The sequence below is a fragment of the Vibrio sp. M260121 genome (assembly GCF_036533715.1).
GTDB lineage: Bacteria > Pseudomonadota > Gammaproteobacteria > Enterobacterales > Vibrionaceae > Vibrio.
Genome location: NZ_JATABF010000058.1, coordinates 1 through 16,814, shown reverse-complemented (window position 1 = coordinate 16,814; position 16,814 = coordinate 1). Strand labels below are relative to the sequence as shown.

At 44.8% G+C, this 16,814-nt stretch carries 16 protein-coding genes; 5 read left to right on the top strand and 11 right to left on the bottom strand.

Annotated features, from left to right (window positions below; all coding sequences use genetic code 11):
• Positions 1-61: 61 nt before the first annotated feature.
• Positions 62-1,039: a ribonuclease Z gene (locus tag QTO06_RS23000; protein WP_331409982.1), complete on the bottom strand. Its 978-nt coding sequence runs from the start codon at positions 1,037-1,039 to the stop codon at positions 62-64.
• A gap of 468 nt (positions 1,040-1,507) precedes the next feature.
• Here QTO06_RS23000 and QTO06_RS22995 point away from each other — a divergent pair, with 468 nt between their 5' ends.
• Together QTO06_RS22995 and QTO06_RS22990 are read left to right on the top strand one after the other, a co-directional pair.
• On the top strand, positions 1,508-2,794 hold the full coding sequence (locus QTO06_RS22995) for an outer membrane protein transport protein (protein ID WP_331409981.1): 1,287 nt from the start codon (positions 1,508-1,510) through the stop codon (positions 2,792-2,794).
• Between the two features lie 45 nt (positions 2,795-2,839).
• Positions 2,840-5,557, top strand: coding sequence for an SO2930 family diheme c-type cytochrome (locus tag QTO06_RS22990; RefSeq protein ID WP_331409980.1), 2,718 nt, complete (start codon positions 2,840-2,842; stop codon positions 5,555-5,557).
• 125 nt (positions 5,558-5,682) lie between these two features.
• Here the strand turns inward: QTO06_RS22990 and QTO06_RS22985 are convergent, their stop codons facing one another.
• The 4 genes from QTO06_RS22985 to QTO06_RS22970 all read right to left on the bottom strand — a co-directional run bounded on the left by QTO06_RS22985 (position 5,683) and on the right by QTO06_RS22970 (position 8,864).
• Entirely contained in the window at positions 5,683-7,095 is a 1,413-nt protein-coding gene (locus QTO06_RS22985) for a coniferyl aldehyde dehydrogenase (RefSeq protein WP_331409979.1), read from the bottom strand.
• A gap of 128 nt (positions 7,096-7,223) precedes the next feature.
• Positions 7,224-7,634, bottom strand: coding sequence for a GNAT family N-acetyltransferase (locus QTO06_RS22980; protein WP_331409994.1), 411 nt, complete (start codon positions 7,632-7,634; stop codon positions 7,224-7,226).
• A 172-nt stretch (positions 7,635-7,806) separates the two neighbouring features.
• A complete protein-coding gene (locus QTO06_RS22975) occupies positions 7,807-8,394 on the bottom strand; it encodes a GNAT family N-acetyltransferase (protein ID WP_331409978.1) in 588 nt (195 codons plus the stop codon).
• Positions 8,395-8,411: 17 nt separating this feature from the next.
• Complete coding sequence (locus QTO06_RS22970) at positions 8,412-8,864, bottom strand: NUDIX hydrolase (RefSeq protein WP_020198153.1); 453 nt, start codon at positions 8,862-8,864, stop codon at positions 8,412-8,414.
• A 150-nt stretch (positions 8,865-9,014) separates the two neighbouring features.
• Between QTO06_RS22970 and QTO06_RS22965 the strand changes: the two genes are divergently transcribed.
• The gene (locus QTO06_RS22965) at positions 9,015-9,914 is read left to right on the top strand and encodes a DMT family transporter (protein WP_331409976.1); all 900 of its coding nucleotides are present in this window, start codon (positions 9,015-9,017) and stop codon (positions 9,912-9,914) included.
• An 89-nt stretch (positions 9,915-10,003) separates the two neighbouring features.
• Here QTO06_RS22965 and QTO06_RS22960 read toward each other — a convergent pair whose 3' ends face one another.
• Entirely contained in the window at positions 10,004-10,318 is a 315-nt protein-coding gene (locus QTO06_RS22960; RefSeq protein ID WP_005441333.1) for a DMT family transporter, read from the bottom strand.
• 368 nt (positions 10,319-10,686) lie between these two features.
• Here QTO06_RS22960 and QTO06_RS22955 point away from each other — a divergent pair, with 368 nt between their 5' ends.
• A complete protein-coding gene (locus QTO06_RS22955) occupies positions 10,687-12,051 on the top strand; it encodes an endonuclease/exonuclease/phosphatase family protein (protein WP_331409974.1) in 1,365 nt (454 codons plus the stop codon).
• Positions 12,052-12,126: 75 nt separating this feature from the next.
• Here the strand turns inward: QTO06_RS22955 and QTO06_RS22950 are convergent, their stop codons facing one another.
• The 5 genes from QTO06_RS22950 to QTO06_RS22930 form a co-directional block, all read right to left on the bottom strand.
• Positions 12,127-12,666, bottom strand: a complete 540-nt coding sequence (locus QTO06_RS22950) for a phosphatase PAP2 family protein (protein WP_331409973.1) — start codon at positions 12,664-12,666, stop codon at positions 12,127-12,129.
• Between the two features lie 367 nt (positions 12,667-13,033).
• A complete protein-coding gene (locus tag QTO06_RS22945; RefSeq protein WP_331409972.1) occupies positions 13,034-13,567 on the bottom strand; it encodes a DNA mismatch repair protein in 534 nt (177 codons plus the stop codon).
• Complete coding sequence (locus tag QTO06_RS22940) at positions 13,561-13,947, bottom strand: MAPEG family protein (protein WP_331409971.1); 387 nt, start codon at positions 13,945-13,947, stop codon at positions 13,561-13,563. Before QTO06_RS22940 ends, QTO06_RS22945 begins: the two co-directional genes overlap by 7 nt.
• Before the next feature lie 105 nt (positions 13,948-14,052).
• Positions 14,053-14,958: an EamA family transporter RarD gene (gene rarD, locus QTO06_RS22935; RefSeq protein ID WP_331409970.1), complete on the bottom strand. Its 906-nt coding sequence runs from the start codon at positions 14,956-14,958 to the stop codon at positions 14,053-14,055.
• An 82-nt stretch (positions 14,959-15,040) separates the two neighbouring features.
• Complete coding sequence (locus QTO06_RS22930; RefSeq protein WP_331409968.1) at positions 15,041-15,763, bottom strand: sulfite exporter TauE/SafE family protein; 723 nt, start codon at positions 15,761-15,763, stop codon at positions 15,041-15,043.
• Positions 15,764-16,117: 354 nt separating this feature from the next.
• Between QTO06_RS22930 and QTO06_RS22925 the strand changes: the two genes are divergently transcribed.
• On the top strand, positions 16,118-16,648 hold the full coding sequence (locus tag QTO06_RS22925) for a type II secretion system protein (protein WP_054823214.1): 531 nt from the start codon (positions 16,118-16,120) through the stop codon (positions 16,646-16,648).
• Positions 16,649-16,814 lie beyond the last annotated feature (166 nt).

Sequence of the window (16,814 nt, the reverse complement as noted above, 5' to 3'; positions counted from 1 at the left end):
TAGAACAAGTTGGCTCTTGTTGTGACGATTTCATTTTGAATTGCTTTCGCGACAAGAGCCTTTATTCGTCCTTATCCTTGGTGTCTTTAATCTCCTCAACCAAACCCGACCTGTCAATTCGATAATGTGCAAGATCGTGAGCAAGAAAGAGATGACCAGAGTAAGCGGTTTGAGCTTCTTGCCGAATCTGCTCGATCGACACTTCCGCTTCGGAGCTGAATTGATAGCGAGGACTAAAGTGAGTGAGAATCAAGCTCGGAATTTGTTTTGTCTGCGCATAACTGGCAACTTGTGAAGAATAAGCGTGACCAACTTCTCCCGCTCGCTCTTTCATCGCTTCTGAGTATGTTGATTCGTGTACCAACAGATGCGCGCCTTCGACTAGACTATCGAGCGTTTCTGGTGTGTCGTTATCACCACAAATGATCACTTTTCTCGGTGGATGTGCAAGCTTAGTAAACGCGTTACTCATTAAGGTTTGACCTTGGTACTCCACATCATTACCCCGCACAAGTTCTCCCCAGATAGGTCCCCTCGGAATGTTCGATTGCTCAAGTTTTTCGATGTCTAGATACATACGAATTGTAGATTCTGCAAAACAATAAGCAAAGCTAGGAACGCGATGTGAAAGTCCAGTCGCGGTAATCGTAAACTGACCAATTTCAATCGAATCAAACTGCTCTACTTCAATAAAGTGAAGTTCAAATGGCAGATAGAGTTTGGTGAACGTTTGAGTCGCTTCAAACCACTGTCTAATCCCCTCTGGCGCAATAATCGTCAGAGGATCTTTACGGTTATTCATGCCTGCACTGGCGAGCAAGCCCGGTAAACCATAGCAATGGTCACCGTGAATGTGAGTAATACAGATAGCTCGCAAGTAATTCAGTGATAACGGAGTGTGTAGCAATTGGTGTTGAGTCGCCTCTCCACAGTCAATCAGAAACCACCCTTTCCCCTTGCTCTCCAGCAAAGCAGTCGCAGAAACATTACGGAATTTAGTTGGAACCCCAGAGGACGTTCCTAAGAAATACAGCTCCATATGGCTTCCCATTCCTTAAGTAAAAGCTCTAATCACTCATAAAGTTTAGCATTCGATTCAGTGATAAATTGCATGATTTTGACCGATTTTAACACTAAGCTTTAAATATCAATTAAACATCCGTTTAAAACAACCGTACCAAAACACACTGATTACCATTCACTATCCTATAACACTTAAGCCGTACTTTTTGAGTGGACATCAAACACCACAAGACTGTTTCGTGAAAAACCTACGATGTATAAATCGAGCTTAACTATAACATTTACAGATATTTACACCAAAAACTACAAACCATTAGTTATATGAGATGGTAATAACAAATCCTGAAATTCAATGTTACAACTATGTTAATTGCTTTTATGCTTGATCTGAGTGTTTAACAAATAACCTACTCATCCCCTGTATAGGTTATTAGGCACTTTTATTTAAAACGCATCCTAAAAACACATGGAGTTTCAGAGTGATATGAAGACAAGGAATGCAAAACTCGCGCTTGCAATAGGTATAGCGCTCAGTTCCCCTAAGTTATACGCCGCTGGATTTCAATTATCCGAACATTCAGCCGCTGGCCTAGGACGCGCTAATGCAGGCGAAGCCGCCATAGCAGACGGCGCATCAGTAGTCGCACATAACCCTGCAGCCATTACGATGTTTGATTCTTATCAATTGTCCGTAGGTGCTGCTTACATCATGCCAGAGGTTCGCGTAACCGGTAACGGACCTTCAGAATCCTTCAATAATCAGCTAACCAACAATGACGTCGTCGACAATGTGGTTGTGCCATCTTTTTATATCGCAGCTCCGATCAATGACTCGTGGTCCTGGGGGCTTGGTATCTTCACTGACTTTGGATTGGCAACTGAATACCCTGATGACTACTTAGCCGGACCGATTGGTGGAGAGACCAGTTTAGAAACCATTAATTTTAACCCTACCATCGCCTACCGAATCAACGAAGAGTTCAGTGTTGGTGCTGGCGCTAGCATTGTTTATGGTAAAGCCAAGCTCACACGTACGTTGGGTATTCTTGCCGATGCGATTAATGCTGATACGGGCGCAAATTTTGCTCGTACCGACGTGGCGAAATCACTCGATGGTGATGGCTGGGGTTACGGTTTTAACCTCGGCGCACTTTGGGAGATCAACGAGAAGCACCGTTTCGGATTAAGCTATCGCTCTAAAGTGGATGTGGATTTCGAAGGCGATTATTACTCAGACATCCCAAGTGCGATTTCGATGCCGGGTCAAACCGTGACGGGTGACCTAACCCTAAACCTGCCTAGCATTACTGAGTTCTCTGGTTTCCATCAGATTACCGATCCACTGGCTATTCACTACAGTGTGATGATGACGGGTTGGGATGTGTTTGAAGAAATCCGCGCCACCGTAGATGGGCAAGAAGTTCTGCAAAAAGATGAGAACTTCGAGAACGCCTTCAAATATGCGTTTGGGGCAACTTACCAACTCAACCCATCCTTCACACTGCGTGCTGGTATTGCTTACGACGAAACGCCTAACGTGAATGATAAGAGCATCAGCTTGCCAGATTCCGACCGAATCAATTACAGCTTTGGTGCCACCTACGCCTTCAATCAAAACAGTCGAATCGACTTTGGATTCACCTTTATTGATGCCGAAGAAGTCACGTTCACTGAGCCGCTTGAGCCGCACGCTCTACCGGGCGTGGATATCGCCTATCGCTCCGAAGGGGATGCCTACATATACGGAATCCAATACAACCACTCTTTCTAATTATTCCTGACTGAGTCAATAACACTAATTACAGGGAAGCAAATCATGCACGGAATAAACAAAACGGTTGTCGCTGCACTCATCAGTTCCAGTCTTTTGATGGGTTGTAACAGTGACGATTATGATGAACCGCAAACCTCTAGCGGTTATGAATTATCTGAATACGGTACACCAGAATTATGTGGCAACGGTCAGGAATGGGCGAGCGCGGAACAAGTCACCGCGATTGAAAACCTGGTCGAACTTGCCGAAGACAACAGCGTTGTAACACTGCCCGCTGGTTGTTTCAAAATGAATAACCAATTGACGGTCGATTCGAAGAATAACCTCGTGTTACGTGGTGCTGGTATCGACCAAACCTACCTCGACTTCAGTGGCGTGGATGGCAAAGACGGTATTGCCATCAGTGGTGGTTCGAACATCACCGTATCCGATCTCCAAATTGCGGAAGCCTCTAAGAACGGTCTAAAAGCCGACGGGGTTGAAGGCATCATTATTCGTGACGTCGCGGCAGTTTGGCTCGAAGTGCCTCGTGCACGTGACGAAGATGGTAACCTACGCGGTACTTACGGCATCTATCCAGTAAAATCTCAAAACGTCTTGATCGAAGATACGTGGAGTTACGGCAGTGCTGATGCGGGTATCTATGTGGGTCAAACCATCGGAGCGGTTATCCGTGACAACGTAGCGGAAAAGAACATCGCCGGTATCGAGATTGAAAACAGTTCGAATGTGGATGTCTACGACAACTTAGCGCTTGGAAACACGGGCGGTGTGCTGCTATTTGACCTACCGGGCGCTACCACTATTGGTCGCTTAATTGATGATGTACGCATCTTTGATAACGTAATCCGCGACAACAACTTAGAGAACTACGTTGATACCACCTGTCAAAATGGACTAGGTGGCTGTGGCGTGGTGGGCATCGTCCCTCCTGGTACTGGCGTCGTCATTCTGTCCGGGCGTAATAGTGAGTTCTTCAACAACACGATTACTAACCACGACTCGATGGCACTTGCGATGACGAGTTACTTGTTGGTGAATGGCGATCCCAACGCTTACAGCCCACTTAATGGGACATCTGAGGGCAATGCCGTTATGCAGAGCTGGAACCCTGTTCCGACCAACATGTATTTCCACGACAACACCATTACCAACACAGGTGCCAATCCAAATGGTTCCCTGATTGAAGATATGATTTTAGCGTATACGTTAAATCATCAAGCCTTCCCTGCTCTGTTTTACGATGGCGCAGGTGAGTCACTGATTCGTTCACAAATGTTTGCACCATTGCGTGATGCGCTCAACGGTATGACAGGAACAACCAACTGGAATTACCTTACTGAGTTTACCGATGCAGACAGCAACTGCTTAGTCAATAATGGCGCAAGTGTTGGTGTGTTGGTTGATAACATGGACCCAACCGCAATTGGTCGTTATGCGGAAAACCCAGCCAATGCAGATTTCTTATACGAGAACGTTCAAACGACGCTACTTACCGCAGGTTGCGATTCTAAAGCGCCATTAGACATCAATACCGTCACAATTAATGGCGTGGTGTATGGCTACAATCAAACCGAAGACGGAGTGACGGATCCTGATAATCCAGATACACCAAACGGTATCGTTGGCAACGCAAACTGTACCCTAGATGACGTGACGGGTATTAACTGGGATGCGATTACTCGTGAAAGCGCGACATACGGTGAAAACTGTGTGAGCTTGTCGCAATACAATCTGTTTGAAGATGCCAAAGATCCAACACAAAACCTCAACTTAGCGGCATCTGCGAAAGGTACTTTGTATGAGATGAACGTTGAACTCTTTACTGACTATGCACGCAAATACCGCTTTGTAGTGATGCCGAACGAGGCTTCAGCAAGCTATCGTGAGCAAGAGGTGTTCGACTTCCCAATCGGTACCGTGTTGATTAAAACCTTTGCGCTGCCTTCGAGCACTGAGAATGCCCGTGGTGAAAACGAAGAGCTCATTGAGACTCGCCTATTGATTCGTCGTGACAGCGGTTGGATTGCCCTGCCTTACGTCTGGAACGAAGACAAAACCGACGCCTACCTGACTGCGGTATCAGTACCTTTTGAGCGCAGCGTAGAACATAATGGCGAAACGCTTAATTTCACTTATGAAGTACCAAGCCGAAATGAGTGTACCTTGTGTCACAAAGTAGAATCTGATGTCTCCGATCCTACTGGTAACACACAACCAAAGGGTTTCTCTCCGATTGGTCCTAAAGCTCGTAACCTAAACAGTGTTCAAGATGTCTCTGATGGCTCGCCAGTCAACCAACTTGTACATTGGGAAACGCTGGGGCTATTTACAGAAGCTTTACCAGATACACCAGAGAACTTACCTAAGACCCCTGTCTTTGATACCGAAGCGGGAGCAAGTAATCTAACGGATACTGAGCTACTGGATTACGCCAAAGCGTACCTTGATGTGAACTGTGCGCACTGCCATCGCACCGAAGGTAAAGCGGCGAGTAATCCATTCAAGTTTGAATACTGGCGTGAAGGGATCAGCGAAATGGGTATTTGCGCTCGTGGTATCACCTTCCACAAAGGTCCATCTCCGTATGTGATTGTACCGGGTGATCCAGAAAACTCTGTGCTGCACTACCGCATCAATGTCGACAACGGAAATATGATGCCAGAACTAGGCAGACACGTTGTTCACGATGAAGGTGTTCAGTTAATTGCCGATTGGATTAACTCGATTGATACCACAGGCTGGAGCTGTGTAGAGTAATACCATCAATGGCTACCAGATGTTTAGGTAGCCATTAAAACACTTCAATAGTACGAATTAACAACAAACAAAAACCGCCTCACTGGGCGGTTTTCTTATTCTTTGGTGTTCCAATGTCAGTAGCGTTAACGCATAAAGAATTTCTGTAATGCTTTGATTGCCATGCCACGTCGTTCCATCAACATACCTACACGAGGTAACCACGTTGGTGTATTTAGAACAGTTTTCGCGTGACTAAAGGTCCTAAACCCTTCCTCGCCATGATAGTGGCCGATACCAGATTCACCAATACCACCAAATGGCGCGTCTTCTGCGCCGACGTGCAAAATCGTGTCATTCACCCCAACCCCGCCACTGTGGGTATTACGGGTAATTCGCTCAATAACACTTTTATCTTGTGACATGATGTACAGCGCAAGTGGGCGTTGATTCTGGTTGATGTAGTCGATGGCCTCTTGGATCTCACGGTAAGGCTTAATTGGCATAAGAGGACCAAAAATCTCTTCCTGCATGATGACCATATCTTCCGAAACATTGGTCACTAGGTGCGGATATAACAGTCGCCCTTCTGCACTCGTCTCGGACACGGTATGTATTTCCGCGCCCTTGGATTTGGCATCTTCCAATACTGCCTTTAAGCGGTCGTACTGGCGTTGATTGATGATATGAGTAAAGCCTTGGTCGTTCTGACCTTTGAGGTACAGCGCTTCAAAACGTTGTAGGAACAGCGCGACAAACTCGTTGATTCTTCCCTCTGGTACAAAAGCATAATCTGGTGCAACACAGATTTGTCCAGCATTGATGCATTTACCAAATAGAATCGCATCAACCGCTTTGTTCAAGTTAGCGTCATCCGCCACGATGACCGGAGATTTACCACCGAGCTCCAAAGTAATTGGAGTTAAATTCTCAGCAGCAGCACGAGCAACCGCGCGGCCCACATTGGTTGAGCCAGTAAACAGCAGATGATCAAACGGCAATTTACTGAACGCTTGAGCAACTTCCGCTTCGCCCTCTACGACTTCAACATCTTCAGGTAACGCTCGGCAAATCTCAGAAATCACCTTGTTGGTCATAGGGGTGAATTCAGAGAGTTTCATCATCACTCGGTTACCTGCAGCAAGTGCAGTCACTAATGGCGATAAACTAAGAATGACTGGGAAGTTCCAAGGCGAAATGATGCCTACTACGCCAACCGGTTGATACTCAACGGTGACTTTTGAAGGGGCAAGCAACAAACCTGCATGACGACGACTTGGCTTACACCATTTATTGAGGCGTTTTAGGGTGTAATTGATTTGGGCAACCGTCGGCAATACATCCGTCATTGCCGTATCAAATTCAGAGCGATAACCGAAATCGGCGCTTAATGCTTCCACCAAGTCTTGCTGATTATTTAGGATGGTTTGTTTAAGGAGAGTCAGCTTTTGCTTTCTCGAATCCAAGCTCGGATAAGGATCCGTGTTGTATCCGGCTTTGAGCTTATCTAACTTTTGTTGCAGCAGTTGACCAACTTCGACGTCTACGATCGCATTCATGATTTTCTCCTTGTACCCCTGACAACTGGCAATGTCGCACTTATGTACGATTTAAACTTAACATAGGTGCAACATTGTGACTATTTAAGAGGTTAGGAAGTTAGAGTTGAAACTCAGATTTCTGTACATTAGAGCGCAAGCTTCATTTTAAAATACGGCACTTCCGATTTGTAAAAACGTTCACCTTCTGTGTGCATTCCAAAACGTTCGTAAAAGATGAGCGCCGATTCTCTTGCATCACACCAAAAATACTCGACAGGAGATAGCTTCAAGTTCACCAAGATATAGCGAACCATTGAAGAGCCAATACCTTGCCCTTGATAGTCAGGTAAGATGGCAAACTTACGTAGCCGAGCTTGATTGTCATCTAGGTATATCGACGCAACGCCGACTAAAACGTCATCAACAAACGCACCATAATGTTCTGCTTCTTCATCACCCTCTACATGACAATATTCCACAGGCTTGTCAGGCCATAATACTTGGTGTCGGATAGGCATGGCTTGCTGCCACGTTATCCGGTTAATTGCAATTTCCATCTCTAAATACCAATGAGTACTCATTCATCGCTGCAATAATGGATTATCTTTTCGAACATGATAAGTTTCTTATCACTAAAACCTGAATGCAGTTTGTAATTTGTGACAAAGGCTTAAATCGAACAATTTACAACCATCAAACCCTTTTCCAGTAGGCTCTAATTTGTCGCGGTTATGCACGCTCTTCTAGCGAATGGCTCGTCCTTGGGTGTGCTTCAAATACCAACTCATAAACTCCTAACCTCTGACGAGAGTCGAGCATTTCAAAATCATGGTCTACGTATTCCTTTAATACCGCCCCTGCTCGCTCTGCAATCTTGATGCTCGGAACATTGCCTTCCATACAATGGAATTGAATCGCACTTGTCTGCCCTCGCTCACGAACCAATGGCAATAGAACAGATAAAACGTGATCAATAATGCGATGACCATGCCCCTGCTCGGCGAGCCAATATCCCACTTCCGCCACACCCGTTTCTTGGTTCACGCCTTTCATACCTAGCACACCAACAAAGTTCTGATCGAGGCGAATGGCAAACCAATACGCCTCAAACGCGTTGGAGTTAATACGTTGAGATATATAAGCGACGGCTTCTCGGCGATTCGTCACCCAATCCGTCCAAGGCAAATATTGTGACAAGTGTTCACGGCTCTTATTCACCGCAGCAAGCAAAGGCGTTGCATGCTTCGTCAATAAAGGCTCAATTGAAATGCGCTCTGTGATTTGTCGCAATTGGTGTTTTTCATATCCTTGGTACATCTGTAGAACTCGTTGACCTACTTTTGTTTAATCACTGTGAATGGTGAAGGTTTGCTTTCAACATAGTGCTTCCATACATGCTCGTAAAGTTGATGTTGATTGGCAAATGGTGCGAGCTGTTTGGCTTCTTCTAATGTACACCAACGATAATCAGTATGTTCATGATTTAGCGTCACCGTTTGATTCGGTTTGCAGAACAAGACAAAACAAGGAATAACCATGATTCGATTCTTGTGTGCCTCATAAAACTGTTCTAGAAAATCTGCGCTATGGAGCTCTACATCTTCGATTTGTGTCTCTTCTTTAAGCTCTCGCACAATGGTTTGCCAGCCAGTTTCGCCCTCTTCCACACCACCAGCGACATGACACCAATAACCACCTTTGACTCGCTCTAACAACAGCATTTTTTTTATGCCGTCGAATTCGGAAATCACCACACCAGACACATGCGTTGCTTGAATAGGAATCATCCCTTTCTCCTTATGTGTTTATTGTTTTTATATCTGAACGAGACAGTCTACCTTGGTTCAACAAGATCCGGAGCCTTAATCACAAGGTGCTGATCTTTTTGTCAGCCTGGTATGCTAAAGTGCGATCTCCCTCAATAAACGAGCAGTAAGATGCCTAACTCAATCAATTCGATGATTCCCATTGGCGTGCGCTTTATGGTGCTGTCCGCTTTTGGCTTTGCACTGATGTCCGCCACCGTAAAGCATGTTAGCTTGCACGGCATTCCTGTATTTGAAATCGTAGCAGCAAGGGCACTGGTCTCATTGGTGATCAGCTATCTTGATGTAAAACGCAAAGGCATTTCGGTTTGGGGGAATAATAAACCTCTCCTTTTCGCTCGAGGCGCAGTAGGCACCATGGCTTTGATGTGTGTGTACTATTCCGTTACAACGCTGCCACTAGCTGAAGCGACCATTTTCCAGTACATCCACCCTGTATTTACTGCCTTACTTGCGGTTTTCTTCCTTAAAGAACGTATCCAGCCTTCGACGTTTATCTGTATCGCTCTGTGTTTGCTTGGGGTATACGTGATGGTGAGGCCAGAAACCGGTCCGGATGCCGAGCATGCTTTACCAATGTTCAGTGTGATGATTGCTATCTTAGGTGCTTTTGGTAGCTCCATCGCGTACGTAATCGTACGTAAGTTAAGTCAGACCGAAGACAGTTCCGTGATCATTTTTTACTTCCCATTGGTGGCGTTGCCTACGTCGATTCTCTTGATTGGTGATCAATTCGTCATGCCAGATTTGTATCTAACCATGATGCTCGTTTTAGTCGGCGTCTTTACGCAAATAGGACAACTGGGCCTCACGAAAGCAATGCAAACACAAGAAGCAGGAAAAGCATCGGCTTATTCTTATGTACAGATCATTTTCTCTGTCGTTTTGGGCATCGTTTTCTTTGGTGAATTACCTTCGGCATGGACATACTTAGGTGGCGCATTAATCGTAACAGGCGCGCTGATCAACGTATTTGGTCAGCATCTCAAGTTGCCGTTTATAAAACGATAGCAATCGCCCTTCTACTTACGTTTCGTTTGATCGAAAAAGAATAAAGCCAGAGCATCACTCTGGCTTTTCTTTTGGCTGTATTTGTACCGCTAAGCTGCGAACTTCAAACCCGCGATACCCGCAACAATGAGCAGTAAACTGATAAGCTTGATTAACGTGGCTGGCTCATTAAATAAATAGATACTGGCAATTGCGGTACCTATCGCACCAATACCCACCCAAACGCCATAAGCAACGCCTAGCGGTAACGTTCTTAGTGCGATACCCAGTAACCAAAAGCTCAACCCCATAAATCCAATAGTGAATGCAGACGGTGCAAGCTTACTAAAACCTTCGGTGTATTTGAGCCCGACCGCCCATGCGACTTCGCATAGACCAGCAAGAAAAAGAATTGCCCAAGCCATTGAGAGATTCCTAACGATTGGGGGCGTCCCCGAGAAAGAAAAGAGCGGTGAGGTCGTCCTCACTTCTGTTAGACGCCTAGTATAAAGAAAAATTTCCCACTACTAAAACCCAGATGAGTAACGAACAAAATCCATCCAAACCGATTAATATAAAATATAAATCCAATCACATTAAATAAAATAGACATCATTATTTAACAGTTTGAATATAACCTTCTGCTGTTGAAAATGATGCGTTTATTGCATTAATCACACAAAACCTGAGCAAACGTGTAACTACGCAATCGTTTGTGTGACCCAGATCGCTTACAAAAGCTACTGATAACTTTAGTATTTGCGCGAATCCAATTATAAGGTATGACATACCCATGAAATACATCAAAACTCCTCTTGCTCTCCTTGTTGGTGCAGCGCTTTTAACTGGCTGTAATGACGACACTGAATACGTAGATGTTCAACCTAAAGAAGTAAAGATCGCCACTTATAACCTATCTTTTGATCGCAGTACTTTTGAAGACCTTGTCGCTGAAATGCAGGTAGAGCCAGCAAAACAAACTGAGCTTGTCACCGCTTACCTTGATGGCACCATCGCGGATGCAGACAAAACAATGGCTGAGAAAGTCATTCAGATCCGTAACGTTGCTGCAATCATTCAGAAGAACCGTCCTGACGTTCTTATGATGGCGGAATACAACAACGACGGTACTGGTGAAGATATGGTTGCTTTGGAAGGTTTCCAAAACAACTACCTATCCGTTGCGCAAAGTCTTGACGGTGCGGGTGGTGAAGCAAACTTAGAACCAATCGAGTACCCTTACGCCGAGTCTTACTCAACAAACACAGGCCTAAACAGTGGTCTTGACCTAGATAACAACGGCACAGCTGGCCAGCTTCCTGGTGATGCGTGGGGCTTTGGTTTCTACCACGGCCAATACGCTTTCGCGTTGATGTCTAAATACGAGATCGACACAGAAAACACTCGTACCTTCCAAGAGTTCAAATGGAAAGACATGGAAGGCGCAGAAATCCCTAAAATCACAATCTGTGACGGTTCACAAACCATTCCAGATGGCATGAAGTGTGGTGACGATTGGTACACTGCTGAAGAGTGGGACGTCGTTCGCCTGTCATCTAAAAACCACGTAGATGCTCCAATTATCATTCCAACTGAGAAAGGTGACGAAGTTGTTCACCTATTGATGTCTCACCCTACTCCACCAGTATTCGATCCAGGCAAGAATAAAGTTCAAAACGGAGCTGAAGTAGAGTTCTGGCATCACTATGTACAAGGCAAAGAGTACTTCTACGATGACGCTGGCAACAAAGGTGGTCTGACAGAAGGTGCAAAATTCGTCATGATGGGTGACCAAAACCTTGATCCATTAGATGGCGACGGCTTTAGTGACATTATGCAAGCATTCCATAATGATCCACTAGTAAACCAAGAAGTAATGAACGGTGAGCTTTACCCAACTAGCTTCGGTGCAGCCGAGCATGCGGTAGATAAAAACTCGACTCACCCAATTCCAAACCGCATCACGTCTACGTTCGGACTTGGTGTTGACTATGCGATGCCATCAGCAAACCTAAACGTCGTGGATTCTGGTGTTTACTGGGCGGCATCTTACGAAGAAGGTCGTAAGCTGTTTAACGACGACCGCATCGGTAAGTACGGTAACGGTAAAGATGTGTCTTCTGACCACCGTATGATTTGGATTAAAGCTCAGTTCTAAAACACGAACGCGCTAACATTCAGATACAACAAAGCCTCGGTTTATGCCGAGGCTTTTTGTTTATCACCGCTTAAACTACCAACGATATGTAATTGATACGCCCATATCTTCGCTCGTCACCCAAGGAACAAGCTGAACATTTTCATCATAAGCGTCAGTGAACACGTATGCGGTCAAGGTTCCTAAAGCGGCGCCAGCAAGTACATCACGCCAATAGTGTTTCTTCGCCTCTACTCGACCAACACCAACTAAGGTCGCGACCCCATAAGCAGGTAAGCCCGCTTCCCAACCATAACGCAAATATAGGTTTGTCGCCGAAGCAAAAGCGTTAGCCGTATGGTTGGAAGGGAAACTGTCGTTACCACTTTTATCCGGGCGTTCTGCGTCGATGGTTGTTTTACCAATTAAACCAATGCCCGATGCTGCGCCAATACTAAACCCTGCTTGCCAGAAGCCTTCCCAATCTCCTTTGTATGCAGGTACCGCGGCCGCCGTTGCAACCAAGCCATAAGCACCGATATCGGTAAGTACGTCCCAATCTTTTTCACTCATCGCATTTGCCGCTTGAGCACAAAAAATAGAGACAAAACCAACTAAACGTACAACTTTCTTCATTAATACAACCAATTAGAATTTATATGCGCGCGAAAACTACCACAACCATCGCCATTGTTCGACTGGAAACTGTAACAATTAAAACGTGAATTGATTGTGAAAAAAAAAGCCAACCACAAAAAATGTGATTGGCTGTATATACGTGTGAACAATTGGGTTCACTAACAACGTCAGTTGGCTAGGTGACCCTCGGCTTAAAAGGATCGCTATAGCTAAAGCATTAGGCGTGCCAACTTTCTGATGCACTCAAACCGATCATTATTTAACCATTTGCACTTAATTTGAACGAATAATCACTCTTGTGAGATAAAATCCTTTGCATATTGCAAACAATCTTTTGCAAATGGCAAACAAGTTACATTGGCCATTAAGGTTTACGAGCAAGGTCTCGCGCTAAAATCAAAGCTAAGCCAAAAACTTGCAAAAACAGTCCAATGCTTTTGTACCATGCGATCTTTTCTTCCAAACTCGACATGACTTCAGTTACCTCAAGGTTTTCTAGGTAGTAACTGTCGATGCGGTTTCGATAGTTAGCTTGAGCTTGATTGATTTCAGACATAAGGTTGGGCAGTTGGGTGATCTCAATGGCGCTAACCTTCTCCCCTGTCCATGAAGAAAGGTGTCCTTGTAGGACTTGACTCACCTCTTCAGACACCGCTTCGCTTTGGGACAAATGGAGATGCAGTAGCAACACTTCTCGCTTTCTCTCAAGCGTTTCTACACTGTTCCACGCCAATTGAATGGAGTATAAGTTGTCAGCCTTTTGATCGGCCAACAAACTGGTTTCTTTTCCTAGTTTATCGAGCACAACGCTCGTCAGTACGATCGCCGCAATATTTAGCACCAATCCGATAAGAACCAGTAGCCAAGCTGGCGGTAAGTAAGTCGCGTTTTTTACCATAAATTACCGTAAGGTAAGTAGATTAAGTTCAGCACCACTAAACCAATCATAGTAAAGAAGGTGAACTTCATCCCGGTCACGCGCCCTTTTAAGTCTTCACCTAATATTCCGCGCGCATGAATAATGCGCCCAATGACGAATGCAACACCAGCAAGATGAATCAGCCAAACCGATGCACCGTTGTGTTCGACGAGTGCCATTAGAATCAGAGTAATAGGAATGTATTCACTTGCGTTGCTTTGGGCACTTCGGGCGATTTGAAGCGCTTCAACGCCACCGTCTGCGTAGGCGATTTTGTTGCTTCGACGTTGTTTGATGACTTGAAAAGCGAGCCAGATAAGCAGTAAAGCGAGAATGGATGCGTAGAGAGCGGTGATCATAAATCTTCCTTCTTTAGATATTGCGATAGCATTCGAATAACGAAAACTAAGGGCTAACTATATATTAAATATAAGCTAGCCCTATGAATCTAAAGAAGGAATTAGCTAAATTGAGTGGTCAGCAAGCTTTTTTCTTTTTGATAGCTTAGCGATGCCCTCGAAGATCGTGAACAGAAGACCCACCCAAATAAAGGCAAAAGTCACCGCTTTAACGCTGTCGAACATCTCACCAAAGAACACAACAGCCAGTACAAACTGCAAGCTTGGCTCAATGTACTGCATCAACCCCACCGTCGATAAATTGGTGATGCGAATCGCAATCGAATAGAAGATCAGCGGCAAAAGTGTCACAGGCGCACTACCCAAGTAGAGCATAAAGGTGGTCATATCCACGGTTGAGGCCAACTCGCCCACTGTCACTTGTTTTACGATTAAATAAGCGAGTGCAATTGGCGTCAGCACTACCGCTTCGATAAAGAGCGTCGTGCTCCAATCAAAGTTAATCTTCTTCTTAAACAGACCATAAAGAGAGAAAAATATCCCCATTGTCAGAGCGACCAATGGTAATTGACCGTACTGGATAACTTGATATAACACGCCGATGGTCGCGAGAAGAATCGCAATGAACTGCCCTTTTGAAAGCTTATCGCCCAACACAAACACGCCGAGTGCAACGGAGATTAATGGGCCAATAAAGAAGCCCAAGCTCGCATCAATGACGCGGTTGTTTGTTAACGCCCAAGTGAATGCCACCCAAGAAATACACATTAAGCTACTGGCAACAAACGTATACCAAAGCGATTTTTTATCCTGCCAGATCGCAGACCATTTTGGCATATGACGTGTAATCGACAGAACAAGAACAAACCCTACAGGCACTGAACCAATAATACGCAGCGCAAGCAGTTCATCCATCGATGCGTTTGGTAAAAAGCGATAGTAAATTGGCAACAGTCCCCAAATGACGAAGGACAATGCAGCCATAAAGTTGCCGTAACGATTGCTGTTCATAACTAACTCGACAAATAAAAAGTGACGCGATTCTATAGAGCAAAGTGCTTTTGTAAAGCGAATTTGAAACGATGACTCAACTTTACAGTGCTAGGCCTTGAACCACGGCGGTAATACCACTAACAAAACACAGCGTAAGTGCGCCAAAGCGAATCTTTTCTTTCGGCAATGACTGTGTCGTTTTGATTGCTAGCCAATAACCAAATGCAGCAGTCGGTAACAATGGCAACGTGATCACCAAATGATGAACATTAAAGAAGCCAACGGGTATCTGGACTATCAAAGAGATAATAGAGCTAAATACGAAGAACGCAGACAGGTTACCACGTAACTGATTCGCTTCTTGATGTTGCAATAACAAAGCCATCGGTGGACCACCAATCGCAGAGCTGGTACCAAACAGACCAGAGAAGAAACCTGCGAACGTCATGCGTCCTGGTGTTGGTTCAATACGAAATGGAAGTACGCTCACTGCTACGGCAAACAGTACGAGAAAACCGATCCAAAGTGTGAGTGCTTCAGTGGAAACAAAGAACAACAGCGCCCCACCCGCTAGCGAGCCTGGCACACGACCAATCAAAGCCATTTTTAGGCCACCAATTTCAACATTGCTGCGGTGCTTCATTGCGTTCATTAATGAAATAAACAGAGCAACCAGACAGATTGGTGCGGGTACATATTCAGGAGCCCAAAGAATCAGTAATGGCGCAGCCACAATAGCGAGGCCAAAACCGATGGCGGTTTGAACATAAGAGCCAAGGAAAATCAGCCCCATTGCAAGCAAATTAGTTGAATCGAAATCCATCGATATGATCTTATATTTTAATTAATTATTAGAGAGTTGATTGAATACACACCACCTATCAATACCTCACTCTCACCCCGCGTAGGATTCACCAAAGCCATTAAAAACACAATCAAAATGTTTCAATATCTGAGTTCTTAAGTCTCACATTTTGCGACTTACAAAATTGGTTATCTCTTCGCCACAAAATTTATGACGTGAATAGTATCCCGGATACAAATATGGAACTATAATCACACTCCATTTAGAGTGAATGCACCATTAAAATTCACCAAAGATGAACTTTAGTAGTCTATAGCACCATAAAATACATAAATATTAGACTATCGTATCAACCTAACTTAAAGATGGTTTATGAAAAGAAAATCAGGTTTTACTTTAATTGAGCTTGTTGTTGTTATCGTAATTCTCGGCATCCTTGCTGTCACTGCCGCACCACGCTTTTTAAACATCCAAGACGATGCTCGCGAAGCTCGTTTAGAAGGTATGAAAGGTGCAATCGCTTCAGGTCTAGGAATTGGATATGGGAAAATGGCGATAGCGGGATTAGAGGACCGAAGCTACGTTTCGAACTTTGATAAAAACACCCCGCAGGCTGACTTACCCTTTGATGGCTGCGAGATTGGAGGCTCAAAGCGTTGTGTTTTTCTTTACGGCTATCCGGACGCAGATAGCGAGGCAATGCAATTACTAGTGCAAAACCTTAATGAAAACGGTTCAGACTGGAAAACAATTCACCACCCAGCAGGGTCAACTACTCGTGAAATGGTAATAGCAGCAGCTGACGATCCTCGGGCAAGCCTCACTCAATGTGGCATTCTATATGGCCCACCGGAGTCGGAAAATGAGAGCTACACCCTAAAAATACTCCCTTGTCCTGAATAAACAAAAGGCTGCCAATCGGCCTGTCTCTTATACACAAATCCCCAAGCTTGTAGCTTGGGGATTTTTTTTGAACTCTTTAACGTGTGTGCGATCTGATCACTTACTATTCCTCACTGAAACACTAAGATGACATATTCAGACGCTAAACTTTGGGCACAAGAACAAT

Excerpts from the sequence above, each read along its gene's own strand:
- QTO06_RS22950 (WP_331409973.1), bottom strand. The coding sequence starts at position 12,666 with ATGAAGAAAGTTGTACGTTTAGTTGGTTTTGTCTCTATTTTTTGTGCT.
- QTO06_RS22985 (WP_331409979.1), bottom strand. The coding sequence starts at position 7,095 with ATGAATGCGATCGTAGACGTCGAAGTTGGTCAACTGCTGCAACAAAAG.
- QTO06_RS22960 (WP_005441333.1), bottom strand. The coding sequence starts at position 10,318 with ATGGCTTGGGCAATTCTTTTTCTTGCTGGTCTATGCGAAGTCGCATGG.
- QTO06_RS22990 (WP_331409980.1), top strand. The coding sequence starts at position 2,840 with ATGCACGGAATAAACAAAACGGTTGTCGCTGCACTCATCAGTTCCAGT.
- QTO06_RS22970 (WP_020198153.1), bottom strand. The coding sequence starts at position 8,864 with ATGATTCCTATTCAAGCAACGCATGTGTCTGGTGTGGTGATTTCCGAA.
- QTO06_RS23000 (WP_331409982.1), bottom strand. The coding sequence starts at position 1,039 with ATGGAGCTGTATTTCTTAGGAACGTCCTCTGGGGTTCCAACTAAATTC.
- QTO06_RS22980 (WP_331409994.1), bottom strand. The coding sequence starts at position 7,634 with ATGGAAATTGCAATTAACCGGATAACGTGGCAGCAAGCCATGCCTATC.
- QTO06_RS22955 (WP_331409974.1), top strand. The coding sequence starts at position 10,687 with ATGAAATACATCAAAACTCCTCTTGCTCTCCTTGTTGGTGCAGCGCTT.
- QTO06_RS22940 (WP_331409971.1), bottom strand. The coding sequence starts at position 13,947 with ATGATCACCGCTCTCTACGCATCCATTCTCGCTTTACTGCTTATCTGG.
- QTO06_RS22945 (WP_331409972.1), bottom strand. The coding sequence starts at position 13,567 with ATGGTAAAAAACGCGACTTACTTACCGCCAGCTTGGCTACTGGTTCTT.
- QTO06_RS22995 (WP_331409981.1), top strand. The coding sequence starts at position 1,508 with ATGAAGACAAGGAATGCAAAACTCGCGCTTGCAATAGGTATAGCGCTC.
- QTO06_RS22930 (WP_331409968.1), bottom strand. The coding sequence starts at position 15,763 with ATGGATTTCGATTCAACTAATTTGCTTGCAATGGGGCTGATTTTCCTT.
- QTO06_RS22965 (WP_331409976.1), top strand. The coding sequence starts at position 9,015 with ATGCCTAACTCAATCAATTCGATGATTCCCATTGGCGTGCGCTTTATG.
- rarD (WP_331409970.1), bottom strand. The coding sequence starts at position 14,958 with ATGAACAGCAATCGTTACGGCAACTTTATGGCTGCATTGTCCTTCGTC.
- QTO06_RS22925 (WP_054823214.1), top strand. The coding sequence starts at position 16,118 with ATGAAAAGAAAATCAGGTTTTACTTTAATTGAGCTTGTTGTTGTTATC.
- QTO06_RS22975 (WP_331409978.1), bottom strand. The coding sequence starts at position 8,394 with ATGTACCAAGGATATGAAAAACACCAATTGCGACAAATCACAGAGCGC.